The organism is Gordonia sp. NPDC003429 (assembly GCF_053588575.1).
Window position 1 is genome coordinate 71,332 of record NZ_JBSFQF010000005.1, and the last position, 20,763, is coordinate 92,094.

Annotated in this window: 16 protein-coding genes; 8 read left to right on the top strand and 8 right to left on the bottom strand. The window is 67.0% G+C overall.

Annotated features, from left to right (window positions below; translation table 11 throughout):
• Window positions 1-84: 84 nt before the first annotated feature.
• Window positions 85-1,173, bottom strand: coding sequence for an NAD(P)H-dependent amine dehydrogenase family protein (locus tag ACWDSI_RS08245; RefSeq protein ID WP_449756261.1), 1,089 nt, complete (start codon window positions 1,171-1,173; stop codon window positions 85-87).
• A 128-nt stretch (window positions 1,174-1,301) separates the two neighbouring features.
• On the opposite strand from ACWDSI_RS08245, the gene ACWDSI_RS08250 reads away from it, so the two are divergent.
• A complete protein-coding gene (locus ACWDSI_RS08250; protein ID WP_449747863.1) occupies window positions 1,302-2,036 on the top strand; it encodes a glucose 1-dehydrogenase in 735 nt (244 codons plus the stop codon).
• 15 nt (window positions 2,037-2,051) lie between these two features.
• On the opposite strand, the gene ACWDSI_RS08255 is transcribed toward ACWDSI_RS08250, so the two are convergent.
• Window positions 2,052-3,017, bottom strand: coding sequence for an arsenic resistance protein (locus tag ACWDSI_RS08255; RefSeq protein WP_449756262.1), 966 nt, complete (start codon window positions 3,015-3,017; stop codon window positions 2,052-2,054).
• Window positions 3,018-3,126: 109 nt separating this feature from the next.
• Here ACWDSI_RS08255 and ACWDSI_RS08260 point away from each other — a divergent pair, with 109 nt between their 5' ends.
• The 4 genes from ACWDSI_RS08260 to ACWDSI_RS08275 all read left to right on the top strand — a co-directional run bounded on the left by ACWDSI_RS08260 (window position 3,127) and on the right by ACWDSI_RS08275 (window position 6,528).
• The gene (locus tag ACWDSI_RS08260) at window positions 3,127-4,185 is read left to right on the top strand and encodes an ABC transporter permease (protein WP_449747861.1); all 1,059 of its coding nucleotides are present in this window, start codon (window positions 3,127-3,129) and stop codon (window positions 4,183-4,185) included.
• A complete protein-coding gene (locus tag ACWDSI_RS08265) occupies window positions 4,182-5,018 on the top strand; it encodes an ABC transporter ATP-binding protein (RefSeq protein WP_449747860.1) in 837 nt (278 codons plus the stop codon). Before ACWDSI_RS08260 ends, ACWDSI_RS08265 begins: the two co-directional genes overlap by 4 nt.
• Entirely contained in the window at window positions 5,015-5,884 is an 870-nt protein-coding gene (locus ACWDSI_RS08270) for an ABC transporter ATP-binding protein (RefSeq protein ID WP_449747859.1), read from the top strand. The genes ACWDSI_RS08265 and ACWDSI_RS08270 overlap by 4 nt, the downstream gene beginning before the upstream one ends.
• A gap of 65 nt (window positions 5,885-5,949) precedes the next feature.
• Window positions 5,950-6,528, top strand: a complete 579-nt coding sequence (locus ACWDSI_RS08275) for a TetR/AcrR family transcriptional regulator (protein WP_449747858.1) — start codon at window positions 5,950-5,952, stop codon at window positions 6,526-6,528.
• Window positions 6,529-6,579: 51 nt separating this feature from the next.
• Here the strand turns inward: ACWDSI_RS08275 and upp are convergent, their stop codons facing one another.
• From upp to ACWDSI_RS08305, 6 genes are all read right to left on the bottom strand, one after another.
• A complete protein-coding gene (gene upp / locus ACWDSI_RS08280; protein WP_449747857.1) occupies window positions 6,580-7,212 on the bottom strand; it encodes a uracil phosphoribosyltransferase in 633 nt (210 codons plus the stop codon).
• A gap of 52 nt (window positions 7,213-7,264) precedes the next feature.
• Window positions 7,265-8,488 (bottom strand): URC4/urg3 family protein, encoded by a 1,224-nt coding sequence (locus ACWDSI_RS08285; protein ID WP_449747938.1) that lies wholly within the window; start codon window positions 8,486-8,488, stop codon window positions 7,265-7,267.
• 62 nt (window positions 8,489-8,550) lie between these two features.
• Entirely contained in the window at window positions 8,551-9,825 is a 1,275-nt protein-coding gene (locus ACWDSI_RS08290; protein ID WP_449747856.1) for a GTP cyclohydrolase II, read from the bottom strand.
• A gap of 73 nt (window positions 9,826-9,898) precedes the next feature.
• Window positions 9,899-10,498, bottom strand: a complete 600-nt coding sequence (locus ACWDSI_RS08295) for a class I SAM-dependent methyltransferase (RefSeq protein WP_449756263.1) — start codon at window positions 10,496-10,498, stop codon at window positions 9,899-9,901.
• 305 nt (window positions 10,499-10,803) lie between these two features.
• Window positions 10,804-13,029, bottom strand: coding sequence for a catalase/peroxidase HPI (katG, locus tag ACWDSI_RS08300; protein WP_449756264.1), 2,226 nt, complete (start codon window positions 13,027-13,029; stop codon window positions 10,804-10,806).
• 36 nt (window positions 13,030-13,065) lie between these two features.
• Window positions 13,066-13,509 carry a Fur family transcriptional regulator gene (locus tag ACWDSI_RS08305; protein WP_449756265.1) on the bottom strand — a complete coding sequence of 148 codons (444 nt, stop codon included), beginning with the start codon at window positions 13,507-13,509 and terminating at the stop codon, window positions 13,066-13,068.
• Window positions 13,510-13,625: 116 nt separating this feature from the next.
• Here ACWDSI_RS08305 and ACWDSI_RS08310 point away from each other — a divergent pair, with 116 nt between their 5' ends.
• From ACWDSI_RS08310 to ACWDSI_RS08320, 3 genes are all read left to right on the top strand, one after another.
• The gene (locus ACWDSI_RS08310) at window positions 13,626-14,585 is read left to right on the top strand and encodes a hypothetical protein (protein WP_449756266.1); all 960 of its coding nucleotides are present in this window, start codon (window positions 13,626-13,628) and stop codon (window positions 14,583-14,585) included.
• A 90-nt stretch (window positions 14,586-14,675) separates the two neighbouring features.
• Window positions 14,676-15,107, top strand: coding sequence for a PPOX class F420-dependent oxidoreductase (locus tag ACWDSI_RS08315; RefSeq protein ID WP_449756336.1), 432 nt, complete (start codon window positions 14,676-14,678; stop codon window positions 15,105-15,107).
• Window positions 15,108-15,267: 160 nt separating this feature from the next.
• On the top strand, window positions 15,268-20,763 hold the full coding sequence (locus ACWDSI_RS08320) for an ATP-binding protein (protein WP_449756267.1): 5,496 nt from the start codon (window positions 15,268-15,270) through the stop codon (window positions 20,761-20,763).

Genomic DNA, 20,763 nt, shown 5'->3' on the forward strand with positions numbered 1-20,763 from the left:
CCGAAGAGCTCAACCAGCGGAAGAGCTCAACCAGCGGAAGGGTTCACCCAGCCGAAGGGCTCAACCACCGGAAGGGCACCGCCGTTACGCGGTCGCGACGGGTGCGGTATACGTGCCGGCGCCGGTCACGATGGGGAGATCGAGCGTGGTCCGGATCCCGGGGGGAGCGGCGAGCACCGCGGGAATCGCGTTGACCACTCGGCCGACTCCCGCGACGATCGCGGCGTGATTGTGATCACCCCTCGCACTGGTCGGCATGATGTCGACCCGATACGACGGCTCGCCGGTGATCTCGACGCGATAGCAGCCGCCGGGTTGGGCGGGCCGGGGCCAGTCCGGTCGTAGATCCTCGCGCAGCCGCGTGACGTGCTCGACGACAATCGCTGGTGCGCCATCGACCATCCCGACGATCTCGAACCGCACCGCAGCCCTCGTACCGGCGGCGATGACACCGGAGGCGATCTCGAAAGCGTCTGGTGCCGGCTCACTTTCGTGATGTTCGACGATCTCGTCGATGGTGATGCCGAGTCCGCGAGCCAGGATCTGCATGGTGGTGCCCCAGGCCAGTCCGAGAACTCCCGGCAGGAACAGCATGGGGGTCTCGTCGAGCGGTTTGCCGAATCCCATCACGTCGAACATCACCGTTGCTCCGTCGTAGGTGGCGTAGTCGGCGATTTCCATGCACCGCACCTGTTCGATGCGCTGGCAGGTGCCGGCGAACACGAACGGGATGAGGTCGTTGGCGAAGCCGGGGTCGACGCCGCTGATGAACACGCTGGCGTCATGGGCCCGTGCGGCGTCTTCGAGTTTGGCGATTGCCTTGTCGGGCATCACTCCCCACGGATACTGCAGGCCGCCGGGAGCGGTCCCGACGACGTGGATGCCGGCCGCCACGAATCGCATGATGTCGCCGAAGGCCTCGACCGGGCGTGTATCTCCCATCGCGCAGTACACAACACACTCCGGGCGGGCGGCGATCACGGCATCGAGATCGTCGACCGCGATGATCCCCGTCACGCCGTCCGTCCCGGCGAGCGCCGCGGCGTCCCGGCCCACCTTCAGTGGGTCGGAGACAGCCACGGCCACCAGCTCGAAACGGGAGTCCTCGATGAGTTGGGTGAGGGCGAGTTTGCCCGCATTACCGGTACCCACCAGGGCTGTGCGGATGGCCATGTCGATGCCGCCTCCTCGCGCTCTATGTACATGTGTCCGGACGAATGTCCACTTCAGTAGAACACGTTCCCACCCGGCAAGGTAGAACGTGTTCTCATTTGTGCTCCGAGCAGGTACTGTGTGTCGCCATGGGACGTGTAGACAACAAGGTCGCAGTGATCAGTGGGGGTGCACGCGGGATGGGTGCCTCGCACGCCCGGGCACTGGTGGACGAGGGTGCGAAGGTGGTGATCGGCGACATTCTCGACGACGAGGGAAAGGCGCTCGCCGACGAGATCGGGGAATCGGCCCGCTACGTGCACCTCGATGTGACGTCACCGGACGATTGGAAGGCCGCGGTGGCGACAGCCGTCGACGATTTCGGCACCCTCAACGTGCTCGTCAACAACGCCGGCGTCATCAACGGATCCACCGTGCAGAAGTTTCGCCTCGACAAGTGGAAACAGATTCTCGACGTCAATCTGACGGGCACATTCCTCGGAATCCAGGCCGTCGCGGATCCGATGATCGATGCAGGCGGGGGATCGATCATCAACGTCTCGTCGGTGGAGGGGTTGCGCGGAAGTCCTTGGGCGCACGGATACGTCGCCTCCAAGTGGGGAGTGCGCGGGCTCGCGAAATCTGTTGCGCTGGAACTCGCCCCACACAACGTGCGGGTCAACTCGATACATCCGGGACTCATCCGCACGCCGATGACCGAAGGAATCCCCGAGGACATGGTCAAGGTTCCGCTGGGGCGCGCCGCCGATTCCAGCGAGGTGTCGACGTTCGTCGTCTTCCTGGCCAGCGACGAATCGTCGTACGCCACGGGCGCCGAGTTCGTGATGGACGGTGGTCTCAGCGCGGACGTTCCGCACAAGTGAGTCGGGACCGGTCGGTCACGTCACCGGTATGACGCGCGGGATCACCCGGAGCAGGATCATCATGCCGATCAGTTCGACGGCCGTTTGCGCGACGACGGCCGCTGCGGCGATCCCCGCACCCGCGGGGAGCGCGAGGGCGAGGGGCAGCACGACGAGCGAGTTGCGGGTGGAGCCGGAAAACGCCACCGCGCGAATCGATCTCGCGTCGAGTTGAAACAATCGGCCGACCATCGTGCCGAGTACGGGCATCACCAGCAGGAACACCACGTAACACGCCAGCGCGCCACCGAACGGCCGCAGGTCCGCATCCAATCTACGGATCTGAGATGCGGCGACCAGGGCGAGCACCCCGGCCATGAGCGGCACCATGACGATCTCTGCGCGGCCGACGGTTTCACCCCGCTCCGGATTGCGCCGCACCCAGGATTGCACCGCCCAGGCGGCTACGAGAGGCAGTGCGATCAAGGCGAGGAATGCCCGGAGGAAGGGCATCGGATCGATCGCGGCGATGCTGTCGCCGCCGAGTATGCGCAGATAGACCGGCAGCAGCAGGAACTGCGTCAGGAGAAGCAATGGCGTTGCCGCCAGCAGGCGATCGCTGCGCGCACCGGCCAGGCCGCTGAACACGATGACGTAGTCGATGCACGGACACAACAACACGAGCATGATCCCCAGGCGGATCGGATCCGACGCCGGCATCAACGGTCGCAGCGCGGCCACCACCAGTGGCACCACGACGAAGTTCGTGAGGAGCACCGCCGCGAGAAATCGGCCATGGCGCAGCGACGCGGGGAGCTCGGCGATCGGCACCTGCAGGAAGGTCACGAACAACAACGCGCCGAGCACTGGCGTCACCAGGTACTCCGCCGGTTCGCTGATCGACGGCACCAACAGACCGAGCGCGCCCCCGCCGACGAATGCCGACAGATAGATCGCCACCTGATGGCGGTCGAGGAACCCCGCCGAGTCGCACACGGACATGACGCCATTGTTCATCGCGCGACGGAGATGCATCAGCGCGCCGCGGAGGCCGCCGAATTAATTCAACAAGTGTTGACCTGTGCTCTGCGTCGGGACTAGTCTCCGAATCATGCGGGCGATGATCGTCAAGGAGTTCCGGGAACTGGTTCGTGATCGCCGGACACTGGCCATGCTGGTGGTGCTGCCGCTGCTGTTGCTGATCATCTTCGGGTACGCGGCCAACTTCTACGTCTCCTCGGTGCAGACCGCAGTGGTGGGACCGCAGGCGCAGCACGTGGCCGCCGGGCTGCCCGACTACTTCGATGTGACGGTCAACTCCACGACCGACACGGCGACCGACGCACAGAACCTGCTGCGCGACAACAAGGTCGACGTCGCGCTGGTCACCGGTGCCCAACCCGGCGCACAGATCCGGGCACTCGTCGACGGCTCGAATCTCTTCGCCGCGCAGTCGGCGGTGTCGGTACTCAACAAATTCGGCGCACGCGTGCACACCGAGGTGCTCTACAACCCGGGGCTCAAGACGTCGTGGGTCATGGTGCCCGCGATCATCGGTCTGATCCTCACGTTCATCGGCACCATCATCACCAGCATCGGCATGGTTCGAGAACGTGAGGCCGGCACTCTGGAGCAACTGGCGGTGATGCCGATCGCGCCGAGTCAGGTGATTCTCGGCAAGATCCTCCCGTACTTCCTCGTGGCCGCCGTCGACATGATCATCGTGACGGTGCTCGGCATCGCACTGTTCGGTGTGCCGTTCAACGGCAACGTGCTCACCTTCGCGCTCGGCGCCGCACTGTTCCTGTTCGTGGTGCTCGGACTCGGGGTGCTGATCTCCACCGTCTCGCAGACCACGGGGCAGGCTATCCAGACCGCATTCTTCTTCCTGCTCCCGCAGATCCTGTTGTCGGGCATGATCTTTCCGATCGACGCCATGGCCGCCGGGATTCGATGGATCAGCTACATCCTGCCGCTCACCTATTTCGTGATGATCTCGCAGGGTGTGATGCTCCGCGGCGCACCGATCTCCACGCTCTGGTTGCCGTTGGTGGTGCTCGCGGCGATGGCAGTGGTCGTTTTCACGGGCGCCACCCTGCGTTTCCGACGCGACCTGGCGCCGGGGTCGACGGGCCATCACCGCGACCGCGCCCCGGACGCCGCGTCATGAGCGCCGTTCGCGACGCGACGGTCCGGTTCGGCGACAAGATCGCTCTCGACGACATCTCGCTGGATGTCGAGCGGGGCCAGATCACGGCGGTGGTCGGTGGCGACGGAGCGGGCAAGTCGACATTGCTGCGCGTGTTCGCCGGCGAGATCGACCCGCGCGAGGGTGTCGTCGACATCCCGCCGAGCCACGAGATCGGTTTCCTGTCCGCGGGACCGGGTAGTTGGGCAGCCCTGACCGTTCGGCAGAACCTCGACTTCGTCGGCGGAATCTACGGACTGTCCGGCGAGCCACTGCGACAGCGACGCGAGGAGATGATCGACCGCGCCGGACTCGGCGTGGCCGCCGACCGTCTGGCACGGGACCTGTCCGGCGGGATGCGCCGAAAGCTCGGTGCGGCGATGGCCATGATTCATCGACCGACGCTGCTGATCCTCGACGAACCGAGTACCGGCGTCGATCCGGTCAGCCGCATCGATCTGTGGGGCATGGTCTCCGAGGCCGCCGCTGCCGGCTGCGCCGTCCTCATGTCGACCACCTATCTCGACGAGGGTGAGCGCGCTGGTGACCTGCTGGTTCTCGATCTGGGTCGTCAGCTGGTGCACGGCTCCTACGACGAGGTGCGTGCCGGTTTCACCGGGGTCATCACCCGCACCACGGACCCGGTGCGGCCGGGATGGTCGTGGCGCCGGGGGCGCGACCGCCACGAGTATTGGCCGGACGGGCCACCCGATGTGTCCGCGCCGTGCGTCGATCCCGACCTGGAGGATATCGTGATCGCACTCTCGATCCGACGCCGCGACACCGCCCCCACGCACGGAAGCGGCCGATCATGAACGATGCCCTCATCGAATCCCGTTCGGTCAGCAAGACATTCGGTGATTTCACCGCAGTCGACGCGGTCAGCATGACGATCGGTGCCGGCGAGGTGGTGGGACTTCTCGGAGCCAACGGTGCGGGCAAGACGACCCTGATCAGGATGCTGCTGGGTCTCTTGGCACCCACCGCGGGTTCGGTGCACCTGTTCGGCGGTGCCCCTGACCGCGCCCATCGGGCTCGGCTCGGCTACGTACCGCAGAACCTCGGCCTGTACCGGGATCTGACCGTCGCCGAGAACATGGCGTTCAGCGCAGGCGCCTACCGATGCGCCGCCACGCTTCCGGAGAACCTGCACGATGACGCACACACCCTCGTCGGCGACTTGTCGTTGGGTGCACAACGCACGGTCGCCTTCGCCGTCGCGCTGGCGCACCGGCCGTCGGTGCTCGTCCTCGACGAGCCCACCTCGGGTGTCGATGCGCTGTCGCGGGCGCGGCTGTGGGACACCATCCGGCAGCAGGCCGACGACGGGGTCGGGGTGCTGGTCACCACGCACTACATGGAGGAAGCCCAGCAGTGCGACCGGCTGTTGCTGATGTCGAATGCAGAACTCGTCGCCGAGGGCACCGAGCACGACGTCATCGGATCCACCCGCGCCGCGCTCGTGCGCACCGAGGACTGGCGCGATGCGTTCGCCGCGCTGCGGGCCGCGGATGTGCCGGTGGTGTTGTCGGGCCGCACCATTCGCGTCGCCGACACCGACCCGGAACGGATTCGAGCCATCCTTGCCCACGCCGGGCTGTCCGCCGACATCGACACGGTTCCGGCGACCATCGAAGAACGCATGCTCACCCTCGCCCGTCGATCCAGGGACGCGGTGTGACCGGACATGGTGCGACGCGACGGGGGCGTGGCCGACCCCCCGCACCGTCGAACGCGGACAATCGCTTGGCGATCTTGTCGGCAACCCGCGAGTCGCTGGCCGAGGTGGGCCTGGATCGGACCACCATCCGCGGCATCGCCGCGCGCGCCGGCGTCGACGCCGCGCTGGTCCATCACTACTTCGGCACGAAGCGTGAACTCGTCGGCCACGCCCTGCAACCGCCGATCGACGTCGCCGCGGCAGTGGGCGGGCCTATCGACGGTCCCGGGGCGGGCGCGGATTTCATTCGCCGGGCCGTCACGCTGTGGGACGGGGAACCACGTGTGCGCGAGCATCTGATCGGCATGCTGCGGGTGGCCTTGGTGAACCCTGACGTCGCCGAGGTGCTCCAGAACATCCAGCGCGGCATCGTCACCGCGGTCCTCGGGGCGGCGGTGCGCAGCGACAGCGCACCGCTGCGCTGTGCGCTCATCGGTTCACAGATGACGGGTCTTGCGATGATGCGATATGTGGCGCGGGTACCGGAGATCGTCGCGGCCGACGCCGACGAACTCGCCGACGCCATGGGCCCCACGGTGCGCCACTACCTCACCGGGGATCTTGGCGTCGGTAACGACAACCCGGTCGGCCCCTCGGCGCCCTGACCGACGCAAACCGCGAAACCTCTGACGAATCACAGTCCTTCGGAACGACTCTCACTCGGTACCGAAGATGCGATCACCGGCATCACCGAGTCCGGGCAGGATGTATCCCTGGTCGTTGAGCCCGCGGTCCACCGCCGCGGTATAGACCGGCACATCGGGATGGGCCTCGTGCAGCACGCTTAGTCCCTCCGGGCACGTGAGCAGACACACGAAGCGAATCGAGCGGGGAGCGTACTCCTTGAGCCGGTCCACCGCCGCGACTGCCGAATGTCCCGTCGCCAGAAGCGGATCCACCACCACCACGTCACGTTCGTCGAGATCGTGCGGCATCTTGAAGTAGTACTCGACCGGGATATGGGTCTTCGGATCACGATAGAGCCCGATGTGACCGATCCGCGCGCCCGGCACGACGGTGAGCATGCCGTCGGCGATCGAGGTTCCGGCACGCAAAATGGAAGCGAACACCAGCTTCTTGCCGTCGATCACCCGCCCGGTGGTCACCTCCATCGGGGTCTCCACCTTGATCTCGTGCATCGGGATGTCGGCCAGGACGTCATAGGCCATCAGCGTGGAGATCTCGTTGAGCAGACGCCGGAAGTCATTGGTGGACGTCTGCTTCTGTCGCATCAGGGTGAGTTTGTGCTCGATCAGCGGATGGTCGATGACATGTACGGTGCCGCTCATGGATTCGCTTCTTCTCCTACCGGGTTGAACTCGCGGGTGAGCACAGGGGCGTTCAGAAGACGGTGCCGTCGCTGACGATGTGCAGTGGCGGCAGTCCGTCGCGCGCTGCGGCCAGTTGCCGGCCCGCCGCCCAGGTGCCGCCCTCCAGCACGCAGGCCAACGGGGTGGTGGTGGGGTCGAGACCCAGACGAACGCACACGGCGGGTGCGAGCTCGTCGAGCAGCGCCACCGTCAGGGCGCGCCACTCCACGATGAACTCGTCGTCCACACGCCACGCGGTCTCCGACCATCCGCTCGAAAGCGGCTGCAGCACACCGGTGTCGATGAGCAGTCCACCGTTGCGGTATTCGGGGAGTGCGGTCAGGTCGTCGAGACCGGTGACCGTGACTCCGCCGTCACCGAACGGCTCGAGCAGCGAGTAGGTGAGCCACTGCGACAGCTTGTGAAATGGCATCCAGCCTGCCGTGAGGCCGCTGCCGGTGACGGCGTCGTGATGCCAGCAGTCACCGAGCGGCTGACCGCCGATCATCGCCGGCGACGGCCAGATCGATGAGAGATTCTCGAGCAGCAGGGTGAGGATGTCGTGGGCACGCACGGTGACGCCCGGCGCGGCGGGGCCTCGACCGGTGGTCTGGTCGGCGTCGAGGAGCGCGTCGGCGAGGCAGCCGGGCCGACCGTCGGGCCCGAACACCGCGGGCCGGTCGGCGAGTACGACCGCCAGCGTGTGCAGCAGATGCATTCGTCCGTCGAGTCCGACGAGCGGGTTGTGCGTATCCACCTGGAACGCCGCGGCCAACCGGTCCGCGCTCAACGCGCGCAGACCGGCTGCGTCCACGCGGAACGGATCATCGGCGTCACCGGAGAAGGCGCCATCGGCGAAGGCGTGCAGACTCGCGACCGCCAAACCCTCCGATCGCGAGAGTCGCCGGCCGGTGGTGTTCTCGTCGAAATGCCAAGCGGGGCCGGCACCCGCGTCGAGGAGCACGCTGACCACGGCCAGGTCGATCATCATCCGAATGCGCTCGGACGGTGTTCGCGGCCCGGCCCGTTCGGCCAGCCACGCCACCCGGTCCACCGACCCCACCTCGAAATGCCGCCAACGGCTGTGGAACGGCACCTCGAGTGTCGGATACCGCGAGCGGGTGACATCGGCAACGATCTCGGCAGCTGCGTCGAGCGCATCGTCATCGACGCCGAACCAGCGGGAGTGGCCGCTGCGTGCATCATCGAGCAGCCCCGCCGCGCGCGTCCGGATGGTGGACGTGGAACGCAGCATCGCCACCGCGCCCTCGACCGTGGCCGGGTCGTCGGCGGTCTCGGTGATGGTGCGGCCGCTGGTCACGGAACCAGACCTCGCCCCTTGGTCTTGCGGAGATCATCGGAACCGGGCACCGCTCCGCTGGTGAAGTACCCGGCGGCCATCTTGGCGTCGATCTCGACGCGGGCGTCGGCGGGGATGAGCGACTCGGGAATGTCGACGCGCTCGCCGACTTCGATACCCGATCCCGTGATGGCGTCGTACTTCATGTTGCTCATCGATACCAGCCGGTCGATGCGGGTGATGCCGAGCCAGTGCAATACGTCGGGCATGAGCTCCTGGAACCGCATATCCTGCACTCCCGCAACGCATTCGGTACGCGCAAAGTACTGGTCGGCGGTATCGCCGCCCACCTGGCGTTTGCGTGCGTTGTACACGAGGAATTTGGTGACCTCGCCCAGGGCGCGACCTTCCTTGCGCGAGTAGGCCACCACGCCCACCCCTGAGCGCTGGGCGCCGAGAATGCATTCCTCGATCGCGTGGGTGAGGTAGGGCCGACACGTGCAGATGTCGGAGCCGAATACATCCGAGCCGTTGCATTCGTCGTGAACCCGGGCGGTCAGTTCCACGTCGGGATCGGCCAGACCCCGCGGATCACCGAAGATGTAGACGGTTTGGCCGCCGATCGGCGGCAGGAAGACGTCGAGGTCGGAACGGGTGACCAGTTCGGGATACATGCCACCGGTCTCCTCGAACAGCACCCGCCGCAGTTCGGTCTCGCTACAACCGAAACGCTGTGCCACCCCCGGCAGATACCAGACCGGCTCCACCGCAGCCTTGGTGACCAGCGCCGCGCCGCTGGGCAGCAGCACCTCCCCGTCGGGCACCAGCCTGCCCTTGGCGATGGCTTCGATGACCTCGGGAAGGATGACGTGTGCCTTGGTGACCGCGATGGTGGGCCGGATGTCGTAGCCGGCGTCGAGGAGTTCGGGAAACGACTCGGCAACGGTCGCGCCCCACGGATCGATACTGACGATGGCTTCGGGGTCGGTCCATTGCGGATGCGGTCCGATCACGTCGGTCGGCGATGTGTTGGTGAGGTCTGCGCGATGCTCGCGTGAGAGCGCACCGGAAGCGACCGCCAGGGCGCGATACACGCTGTAGGAACCGCTGTGCGTCCCGACCACGTTGCGGTGTCCGCGAGTGGTGGTGGTGGCGATCACCGGGCCGCGTTCGGCGGCCGTGGCGGCACCCCAACAGATCGAGGGTGCGCCCAGTCCGCCGCTGTGCGAGGTCAATCGGATGTGGCCGGGCGATCGGCGTCCCGGGGCCGAACTGGTGGAGTCGGTGGACACGGTGTTCCGTTCTGTCGGGAAACCGCCAGCATAGTCACAACCGGGCGTCGCCGCCGCGCGAGAAGCGGTGCCCTCACACCCCTGCGTCGAGCGGCATTTGGTGCACCGAGACCGCGTAATCGCCGCCGGTGTACGGCGCGCGATCCCACGTCGACCACCTGGCGACGAACTCGAGACCGGCGGATCGTGCGCACTCGTCGTATCGGACGAGAGGAAGACGTTGCGCCGTCACACGGAATCCGGCAACCAGTAGGCCACCTGGTCGCAATCGGTCCGCACACCGGGCGACGACGGCCGGTTCGCTGCCCGGGCTGACGAAGATCATCACGTTGCCGGCGAGCAGCGCGAGGTCGAAGGTTTCGTCCACGCGCCCGTCGAGGTCGGCGAGGTCTGCCCGAACCCAACGGATTCGGGGCTCCTTGGCCGCGGCGCGCGCCAGCATGGACGGATCGGCGTCCACCCCGACCACGTCATGACCGCGCGCATGCAGTTCGATCGCCACACGTCCGGTTCCGCATCCCGCATCGAGCACGCGCCCGCCACCGTCGATGCCCAACAGGCTTTCGACGAGGTCGGCCTCACCGTGGATGTTCTCGCCGGCCGCGGCCAGCGCCTCCCAGCGGCGGTCGTAGTCCGCTCCGCGCGGCGCCGCCGTCGAATCCCAACGCGTCATCCTCTTCACTCTGCCACTCGTGCGCGGCCTCGTTCATTCGGCGACTCGGACCGGCGAGAAAATGAAGTGGCCTTCCGCGCAGGGTCGGGCCAGACTGACGGGTCACTGAATTCTTCAGTCCGCACTTTTCAGTCCGCATTCCATAGCCCGCAGAGTGCCCATCGGCATTCGGCGGCATCCTCGATCAGATCAGGTGTGATCTTCATGCGAAAACTCACCGACCGCTGAGATGACGGCGCCCCGGGACGTGAGGCCCGGGGCGCCGCTCCGCTGTCGATCAATGGGTGTCGATCGAGGGGTGTCGATCAGTCGAGGTCGTACCGATCGAGTTCGGTCACCTTGGTCCACGCGTCGATGAAGTCCGACACGAATTTCTCCTTCGAGTCGTCCTCGGCGTACACCTCGGCGAGTGCCCGCAGATCCGAGTTGGCGCCGAACGCCAGGTCCACCCGGCTGCCCGTCCACTTCTGCTCGCCTGAGTCGATATCGGTGGCGATGTAGGTGCCATCGTCGGCCGGCGACGGCGCCCACTCGACATCCATCCCCGTGATGTTGACGAAGAAGTCGTTGGTGAGAGTGCCGGGGGAGTCGGTCAGCACCCCGAGCGACGAACCCTGATAGTTCGCCCCCAACACACGCAGACCTCCGACGAGGACCGTCATCTCCGGCGGGGAGAGGGTGAGCAGATTCGCCTTGTCGACCAGATTGAACTCCGCGGGCAACTCGTTGCCCTTGCCCTCGTAGTTGCGGAATCCGTCGTACCGCGGCTCCAGATACGCGTGGGAATCCACGTCCACCATGTCCTGAGTGGCGTCGGTGCGTCCCGGCGTGAAGGGGACCGTCACCTCGAATCCACCGTCCTTGGCGGCCTTTTCGATGGCGGCAGCACCGCCGAGCACTACCAGATCGGCGAAGGACACCTTGGGGCCGGACTCGGAGTTGAACGTCTGCTGGATCTGTTCGAGAGTGCTGATCACGCTCGCGAGCTCGTCGGGTTCGCTGGACTCCCAGCCGAGCTGCGGTTGCAGGCGGATACGTCCACCGTTGGCACCGCCGCGGTAGTCACTGCCGCGGAACGTGGCAGCCGCCTTCCACGCGGTCGAGACCAGTTGCGCCACAGTGAGACCCGACTCCAGAATCGATGCCTTGAGGCTGTCGGCGTCGGCGTCGGAGATCAGCGGACCCTCCTGTGCGGGCACGTTGTCCTGCCACAGGTGGGTCTGCGCCGGCACGAGCGGTCCGCGATACCGGATCGCCGGACCCATGTCGCGGTGCAGCAGTTTGAACCAGGCCTTGGCGAACTCGTCGGCCAGTTCCTCGGGATGATCGAGCCAGCGACGTGTGATCTCCCCGTAGACCGGGTCGAATCGCATCGTGAGATCGGTGGTGAGCATCGATGGGTGCGTCTTGCCGTCGCCCTGGGCCATCGGGGCGGAGTTCGCCCAACCGTTGTTCTTCGGCTTCCACTGATTGGCACCGGCAGGACTCTTGGTGAGCTCCCACTCGTTTCCGTACAGGATCTCCAGGAAGCTGTTGTCCCACTTGGTCGGGGTGTGCGTCCAGGTGACCTCCAGGCCACTGGTGACGGTGTCGTTGCCATGGCCGGTGCCCTGCGGGTTCTTCCAGCCCAGCCCCATCTGCTCGAGCGGCGACGCCTCCGGTTCGGGTCCGAGTACTTCGGCGTCGCCGTTGCCGTGCGCCTTGCCGAAGGTATGGCCGCCGACGATCAGCGCGGCGGTTTCCACGTCGTTCATCGCCATCCGGCCGAACGTCTCCCGGATGTCCTGCGCGGCGGCGAGATAATCCGGATTACCTTCGGGGCCTTCGGGATTGACGTAGATCAGACCCATCGTCGTCGCGCCCAGCGGGTTTTCCAGGTTGCGTTCACCGGAGTAGCGCAGATTGGTGCCGAGCCACACCGATTCGGCGCCCCAGTACACCTCATCGGCCTCCCACTCATCGACACGGCCGAACGCGAAGCCCTCGGTCTTGAAGCCCATGTCCTCGAGCGCCACGTTGCCCGCGAGTACCAGCAGATCGGCCCACGAGAGCGACTTGCCGTACTTCTTCTTGACCGGCCACAGCAGGCGGCGTGCCTTGTCCAGGCTGACGTTGTCGGGCCAGCTGTTGAGGGGAGCAAAACGCTGCATACCGGTGCCCGCACCGCCCCTGCCGTCCTCGACGCGGTAGGTACCTGCGGCGTGCCACGACATCCGGACGAAGAACGGCCCGTAGTGACCGAAGTCGGCCGGCCACCACGACTTCGAATCGGTCATCACGGCCTTGACGTCGGCGACGAGAGCCTCGACGTCGAGATCGGCGAGTGCGGCGTCGTAGTCGAAGTCGGGTTCACGGGGGCGGATGACCTGAGGATTGTGGGCGAGCACGCGCAGATTGAGCTTCTCGGGCCACCACTGCTGATTGCCGCCACCCTCGACCGGCGGCCGAATGTGCATGGGGCAGCCGGATTCGGCAGGCTCTGTCTGCGCCTCTCCGATCGGCGGATGCTCGGGTGTGGTCTGGTCAGACACGACATTCCTTTCGGTGATGAATTCTTCGGGCTGTGATCACTGTCGTGACCCCGTCGATGAGGAGACCGCGCAGTAAGGGCACAGTCCCCAGTAGATGACCTCCGCCTCGTCGAGGACGAAACCCTTGTCGTCGGAGGCGATGAGGCATGGGGTGTCGCCGACGGCGCAATCGACGTCGACGATGGCTTCGCAACCCCGGCACACCATGTGATGGTGGTTGTCGCCGACCCTCGCCTCGTAGCGGGCGAGATGACCGGACGGTTGTATCCGCCGGACGAGTCCCGCATCGGTGAGCGCACCGAGCACGTCGTACACGGCTTGGCGCGAGATGTCGGGAAGCAGCGACCTCGCCGCGCCGAACAGCGTGTCGGTGTCGGCGTGGGGGTGTGCATCCACAGCCTGCAGTACCGCGACCCGCGGACGGGTCACTCGGAGGTCGGCTGCACGCAGTCTGTCGGCGTACTCCGGGGAGGAGGGCACGGCGACAGTATGCTCCCCAATCTGGATCGATTCAGGACTTCTCTCGAATTGAGACACCCCGGTTTCTCCGTGAACGCGCTCGCCGACCACGGATACCGCTGTGGCAGGCTGGATCCGTGGTGCACGAGCCCGCCGACTTTGACGATGTGGCCGACGAACTGTATGGGCTGGATCCCGCAACATTCGTCGCTCGCCGCAACGACCTGGCCAAGTCGATCAGGTCCGATGATCGCGAGCTCGCCACGCGCATCACACACCTTCGCCGCCCGACGACCGCCGCCTGGTCACTGAATCAGTGGGCTCGGCGCTCGCCCGACGAGGTCGACGAGATCGTGGCGCTCGGTGAGGACCTGCGCGACACCCAGCGGCGGTCGGCCGCGACGCAGATCAGATCACTCTCGCGTCGCCGTCAGGAGGTGATCGCCGCGGCGCTGAAGTCGGTCGGCGATGTCTGCGCTTCGCTGGATACGGAGATGTCGGCAGCCGTCGGGCGTGACGTCGCGCAGACGCTGCGTGCGGCGATCGCCGACCCCGAGGTCGCCGCGACATTACGTCGCGGACGCCTGGTCGGTGCCGTCGAGTACAGCGGCTTCGGACCCGCCGGGCTGGCCGTGGTCACCGACGCGTCGGCAGGGGAGGGGGTCGCCGATGCCCCCACAAGCGCCGACCCCGCCGCCGACCCCAGCGGGCCTGCCGAGCCGGATGAGCACGAAGCGGCAGCGGCGCGCGCGGTCGCGAGTGCCGAGTCGGCGGCCACCCGTCGGACGTTCAACCGGGCCGTGCAGGCGGCCGAGCGTGCGGCCCGGCAGAGCTCGGCGGCCACCGAACGGGCCGACGAACTGGGCCGGCGCGCATCGGCCCTGCGCGAGGAACTCGCCCGAATCCGCGCGGAGCTTGCCCGAGTAGAGGACGAACTGCGGTTCGCCGACCGTGCCGTGACGACCGCCGCCGCGGCGCACCGCGATGCCACCGATGCGCTGGTCTCGGCACGTGAGGCCGCCGACGCTGCGCAACGACGACTCGACGAGGTGACCGAAGCCCCGGACTCGCGCACCGGGCGCAGTCGTGGACTGTGATGCGAATCTGATCGCCAGGATAGGTCACAGGTGCCGTTCTCCGAGGGTTCGGGCCGGAATGATGTGATGGACACGCCGGTTGCCGCCTACATGACAACCACCGAGTTCGACCCCCGTGACCTGATAGCCGAGACATCGATCGGAATCCTCGCAACCATCAGAGCCAGCGGCGTACCCCAGATGTCGCCGGTGACGGCGGCCTATGACCGTGCGTCGGACACCATCTATGTGTCGATGACCGAGGGGCGCGCCAAGACGGCGAATCTTCGCCGGGATCCGCGCGCCGCCATCGAGTTCACCGGTCCGGGCGGATACACATGGGCCACCGCCGAGGGAACCGTGACACTCACCGGTCCGTCGACAGACCCCGACGGCCCCGAGGTGGACGCCCTGGTGGCCTATTACCGCCTCGGTGCCGGTGAGCATCCCGACTGGGCAGAGTACCGACAGGTCATGGTCACCGACAGGCGAGTGCTGATGACGCTGCACATCACCCGGGTCTACGGTGCCAAGCTGAGATGAGCGCGGAGCCTCGCCGGTCGTGCAGGTGACGCGCCGGTGGCCGGTAGCGTACTCGCGCGTAGCGAAATCATTCGACAGAATCATGCCCGTCCGTCATCGGGAAGTGTGCGCGCTTGCCGATGGTGCCCTGACGAGGTTTTCCCGAACAGAAGGAGTCGTGATGTTCACCCGCATTGCCATCGTGAACCGCGGCGAGGCCGCCATGCGACTCATCCACGCCGTCCGCGGGCTGTCGGCCGAAACCGGCCGCCCCGTCGAGGTGGTGGCGCTGCACACCGACGTCGACCGCAACGCGACCTTCGTCCGCGAGGCGGACATCGCCTACGACCTCGGCGCCGCGGCCGACCGGCCGTACCTCAATCTCGAGGTACTCGAACACGCGCTGCTCGAGACCGGTGCCGACGCCGCGTGGGTCGGCTGGGGTTTCGTCGCCGAGGACCCGCTGTTCGCCGAACTGTGTGACCGCATCGGAGTCACCTTCGTCGGGCCGTCGGCGGAAGCGATGCGCACGCTGGGCGACAAGATCGGCGCCAAACTCCTCGCCGAGGAGGTGGGGGTGCCGGTGGCGCCGTGGAGTCGTGGCGCGGTGGACACCGTCGAGGCCGCCGAGGAGGCCGCTGCGGCCATCGGCTACCCGTTGATGCTCAAGGCCACTGCAGGCGGCGGAGGTCGCGGTATCCGGGTGATCAACGATGCGTCGGAGCTGCGTGACGCCTACGAGCGCACCCGCGACGAGGCCGCACGCGCGTTCGGTAGCGGCGTGGTGTTCCTCGAACGACTGGTCACCGGTGCGCGCCACGTCGAGGTGCAGGTGATCGCCGACGGCCAGGGAACCGCGTGGGCGCTCGGCGTGCGCGACTGTTCGATACAGCGTCGCAACCAGAAGATCATCGAAGAGTCCGCGTCGCCGGTGCTGGCCACCGAGCAGGTCGCCGAACTGAAGGCCTCCGCCGAACGGCTCGCGGTGGCCGTCGGGTATCGCGGCGCGGCGACCGTCGAGTTCTTGTATCACCCGGTGGAGAAGCTGTTCGCGTTCCTGGAGGTGAACACCCGCCTGCAGGTGGAGCACCCGATCACCGAGTGCACCACCGGCCTCGACCTGGTGCGGGCACAACTGCTGGTGGCCTCCGGTGGACGGCTCGAGGGCGAACCTCCCGCCGAGCGCGGTCACGCCATCGAGGCGCGACTCAACGCCGAGGACCCCGACCGTGACTTCGCGCCCGCGCCCGGTCGCATCTCTCGGCTGGATCTGCCCGCCGGACCGGGTATCCGGGTGGACACCGGCGTGGCCGCCGGCGACACCATCCCCGCCGATTTCGACTCGATGATCGCCAAGATCATCGCCTACGGCGCCAACCGCGATGAAGCACTCGGCCGGTTGCGGCGCGCGATGGCCGAGACCCGCGTCGTCATCCAGGGCGGTGCGACCAACAAGAGTTTCGTGCTCGAATTGCTCAGCCGGCCGGAGGTGATCGACGGAAGCGCCGACACGGGCTGGATCGACCGGGTACGCGCCGAGGGCGAGCTTGTCGCACAACGGCATTCGGCGGTGGCGCTGGCCGCCGCGGCCATCGACGCCTACGAAGAGGAAGAGGCCGTCGAACGTCACCGGCTGTTGTCCACCGCCTCTGGTGGCCGTCCTCAGGTTCAGCACCAGAGTGGCCGGCCACTTGACCTGAAGTTGCGTGGCGCGGCGTACCGGGTGCGGGTGGCGCGCATCGGCGCCCACCGCTTCCGCGTGGCGATCGACACCGGCAGCGAATCCCGCACCGCCGACGTCGACCTGGAGCGCTTCGACGAACACGCCGCGCAGTTCTGGCTCAACGGCGTGCGGTACCGCCTGGTCACCGACACCCACGGTCCGGTGCACCTGGTCGATGTCGACGGCGTGACCCACCGTGTGAGCCGCGACGAGGGTGGCGTGGTGCGTTCGCCCGCACCGGCGCTCGTGGTGGCCACGCCGCTCGAGGTGGGTGCCGAGGTGGAGGCCGGGGCCCCGGTGCTGGTCCTGGAGAGCATGAAGATGGAGACGGTGCTGCGCGCGCCGGTGCGTTCCCGCCTCAAGGAGTGCCTGGTGTCGGTGGGCACGCAGGTCGAGACGGGTGCGCCGCTGCTGCGCCTGGAAGCCGTCGCCGACGATGACGGCGACGACACTGCCGCCGAGGTCACCGACACGATCGACCTGGAACTGCCCGAGGAGCCGGTCGATGTGCCGTCGATCGAACGTGCGGCGCGTGCCCTGGAGGATCTGCGGAGCCTGCTGCTGGGCTACGACGTCGACCCCGACGACCGTTCGCGGCTGCTCGACGACTACCTGACCGCGCGGCGTACGGCGATCGAGGACGGCAGGCGGCCGCTGGCCGACGAGCTCGAGCTGATCACCGTGTTCGCCGATCTCGCCGAGCTCAGCCAGAACCGTCCGTCCGGCGAGACCAACGGTGACGAACACGTCCGCAGTGCACGCGAGAACTTTCACACCTACCTGCAGAGTCTCGAGGTGGAGCGCGACGGGCTGCCGGAGACATTCCACGAGCAACTGCGCCGCGCGCTGGTGCATTACGGGGTCACCGAACTCGATCGCAGCCCCGAACTAGAGGCCGCGGTGTTCCGGATCTTCCTGGCGCTGAACAACCCGTCGGAGTCGATCACGGTGATCTCCACCCTGCTGCGTGAATGGCTCGGCGAACCCACACCTCGCGACGAGTTGCAGGATGCGGTGAGCACGGCACTCGACCGGCTGGTGGCCGCCGCGCAGGTACGCTATCCCGCGGTCGCCGACCTCGGCCGTGGCGTCGTGTACTCGTGGTATGGGCAGCCGTTGCTGCGTCGCAACCGTGCGCGCGTATATGGCAACGTCCGTGCCCATCTGCGTTACCTCGACGAGCACCCCGACGTTCCCGACCGCGCCGAACGCATCGTGGAGATGGTGTCGAGTACCGAACCACTGGTCCGTCTGCTCGCGCAGCGCCTCGTGCGCGGCGCCGAGGACAACACGGTGATGCTGGAGGTGCTCACCCGGCGCTACTACGGCAACAAGGGACTGTCTGATCTGCGCACCGAACACGCGGGCGGCGCGACATTCGTGGTGGCTGAACGCGACGGCGCCAGTCTGGTGTCGGCGGCGCTGCGTTTCGACGAACTCGGCGACACACTCGACGGGCTCGGTCAGTTGGCGCGCGAGCGGGCTTCGGTCGACGTCGACCTGTACGTGAGCTGGGAGCAGCAGCCCGACGGTTTCGACGCGATGGCCGACGCGCTCGGCACCGTCATCTCCGCCCGTTCGTTGCCGCGCAGCGTGCACCGGATCACGATCACCGTCGCCGGCAGCGACGGTGCGCTCATGCATCACCACTTCACTTTCCGGCCGTCGGCGACGGGGATGACCGAGGAGCGGCTGATCCGCGGACTTCACCCCTACATCGCGCAACGGATGCGGATGGAACGGTTGCGGAAGTTCGATCTCACGCGACTGCCCTCGTCCGACGACGAAGAGGTGTATCTGTTCCGTGCGGTGGCCCGCGACAATCCGCGCGACGACCGGCTGATCGCGTTCGCGCAGGTCCGCGACCTCAGCGCGCTGCGCGAACACGACGGCAGGCTCCTGACGCTGCCCACGGCCGAGACGACGCTCGCCTCGTGCGTCGACTCGATCCGCCGCGCGCAGCGCAACTCCGATCGCCCGTCCAACAACACCAATCGGATCGTGTTGTACGTCTGGCCGCCGATTGCCGCGACCGCAGCCGACCTCGACACCATCGCCGACCACATCCGGGCCACCACCGTGGGGGTGGGCCTGGAAGAGGTGCTGCTGATCGCGCGCCGCCGCGACGCCGAGACCGGTGCACTCACCAAGGTGGCGGTGCGGTTCGCGATCAGCGCCACCGGGGATATCGGCGTCACCGTCGGCAAACCGTCGACCGAGCCCATCGAGCCGGCCGACGAGTACCGGCAGAAGGTGCTCGGCGCCGCGCGGCGCGGCACGGTGTATCCCTACGAACTCGCCGGGCTACTGGGCGATTTCACCGAGTACGACCTCGACGACGACTACCGGCTGGTGCCGGTGGACCGGCCGATGGGGCGCAACACGGCGGGCCTCGTGGTCGGTGTGGTCACCACCGCCACCATCAAGTATCCGCAGGGCGTCACCCGTGTGGTGCTGCTCGGCGACCCGACCAAATCGCTTGGGGCACTGTCCGAGCCGGAATGTATGCGGGTGATCGCGGGCCTCGATCTCGCCGAACGCCTCGGTGTGCCGCTCGAATGGTATGCCCTGTCGTCGGGCGCCAGGATCTCCATGGACTCGGGAACCGAGAACATGGACTGGGTGGCCCGCGCGCTCAAGCGAGTGGTCGAGTTCACTCAAGCCGGCGGCGAGATCAACATCGTCGTCGCCGGGATCAACGTCGGCGCGCAGCCGTACTGGAACGCCGAGGCGACGATGTTGATGCACACCAAGGGCATTCTGGTGATGACACCCGACTCCGCGATGGTGCTGACCGGCAAGCAGTCCCTCGACTTCTCCGGCGGAGTGTCGGCCGAGGACAACTTCGGCATCGGCGGCTACGACCGGGTGATGGGCCCCAATGGGCAGGCGCAGTACTGGGCGCCCAATCTCGGTGCGGCACGAGATGTCCTGATGGCCCACTACGACCACACCTACATCGCGCCCGGTGAACTCACCCCGCGCCGTGCGGTCACCGCGGACCCGATCGACCGCGACGTCTCCGACTATCCGCACGTGATGGAGGGCAGTGATTTCACCACGGTGGGACAGATCTTCTCCGCTGCCACCAACCCGGATCGCAAGAAGCCGTTCGACATCCGGACCGTGATGCGGGCGGTCGCCGACCAGGACCAGTCGGTGCTCGAGCGGTGGGCGGCCATGGCCGACGCCGAGACAGCCGTGGTCTGCGACGTCCACCTCGGTGGTATCCCGGTCTGCCTGCTCGGTATTGAGTCGCGCGAGGTGGCCCGTCGCGGGTACAAGCCGACCGACGGCCCCGACGCCTACACTGCCGGCACGCTGTTCCCGAACTCCTCGAAGAAGGCGGCCCGCGCGATCAACAGCGCGAGCGGCAACCGCCCGCTGGTGGTGCTGGCCAATTTGTCCGGATTCGACGGTTCGCCGGAGTCGATGCGGAAACTGCAGCTGGAGTACGGGGCCGAGATCGGTCGTGCCATCGTCAATTTCGAGGGCCCGATCGTGTTCTGCGTGATCTCGCGGTATCACGGCGGTGCGTTCGTGGTGTTCTCCAAGGCGCTCAACCCCAACATGACGGTGTTGGCCATCGAGGGGTCGTTCGCCTCCGTACTCGGTGGAGCACCCGCGGCGGCTGTGGTGTTCGCCGGTGAGGTCCGCAAGCGCACCGGTGCCGACCCGCGGGTTCGCGAGCTCGAGGCGCGGGTGGCCACCGTGTTCGGTACCGACCGTTCGGCGGCCAGCGCTGAACTCGCCGAGATGCGACAGTCGGTGCGGGCCGAGAAGATCAGCGAGATCGCCGCCGAGTTCGATGCGGTGCACAACATCCACCGGGCCGTCGAGGTGGGGTCGGTCGACGCCGTGATCGAGGCCGCCGAACTGCGACCGAGGATCATCGCGGCCATCGAGGGCAGTGAACTGTGGACGCAGCAGGGAGCTCACGTTTCCACGCACTGA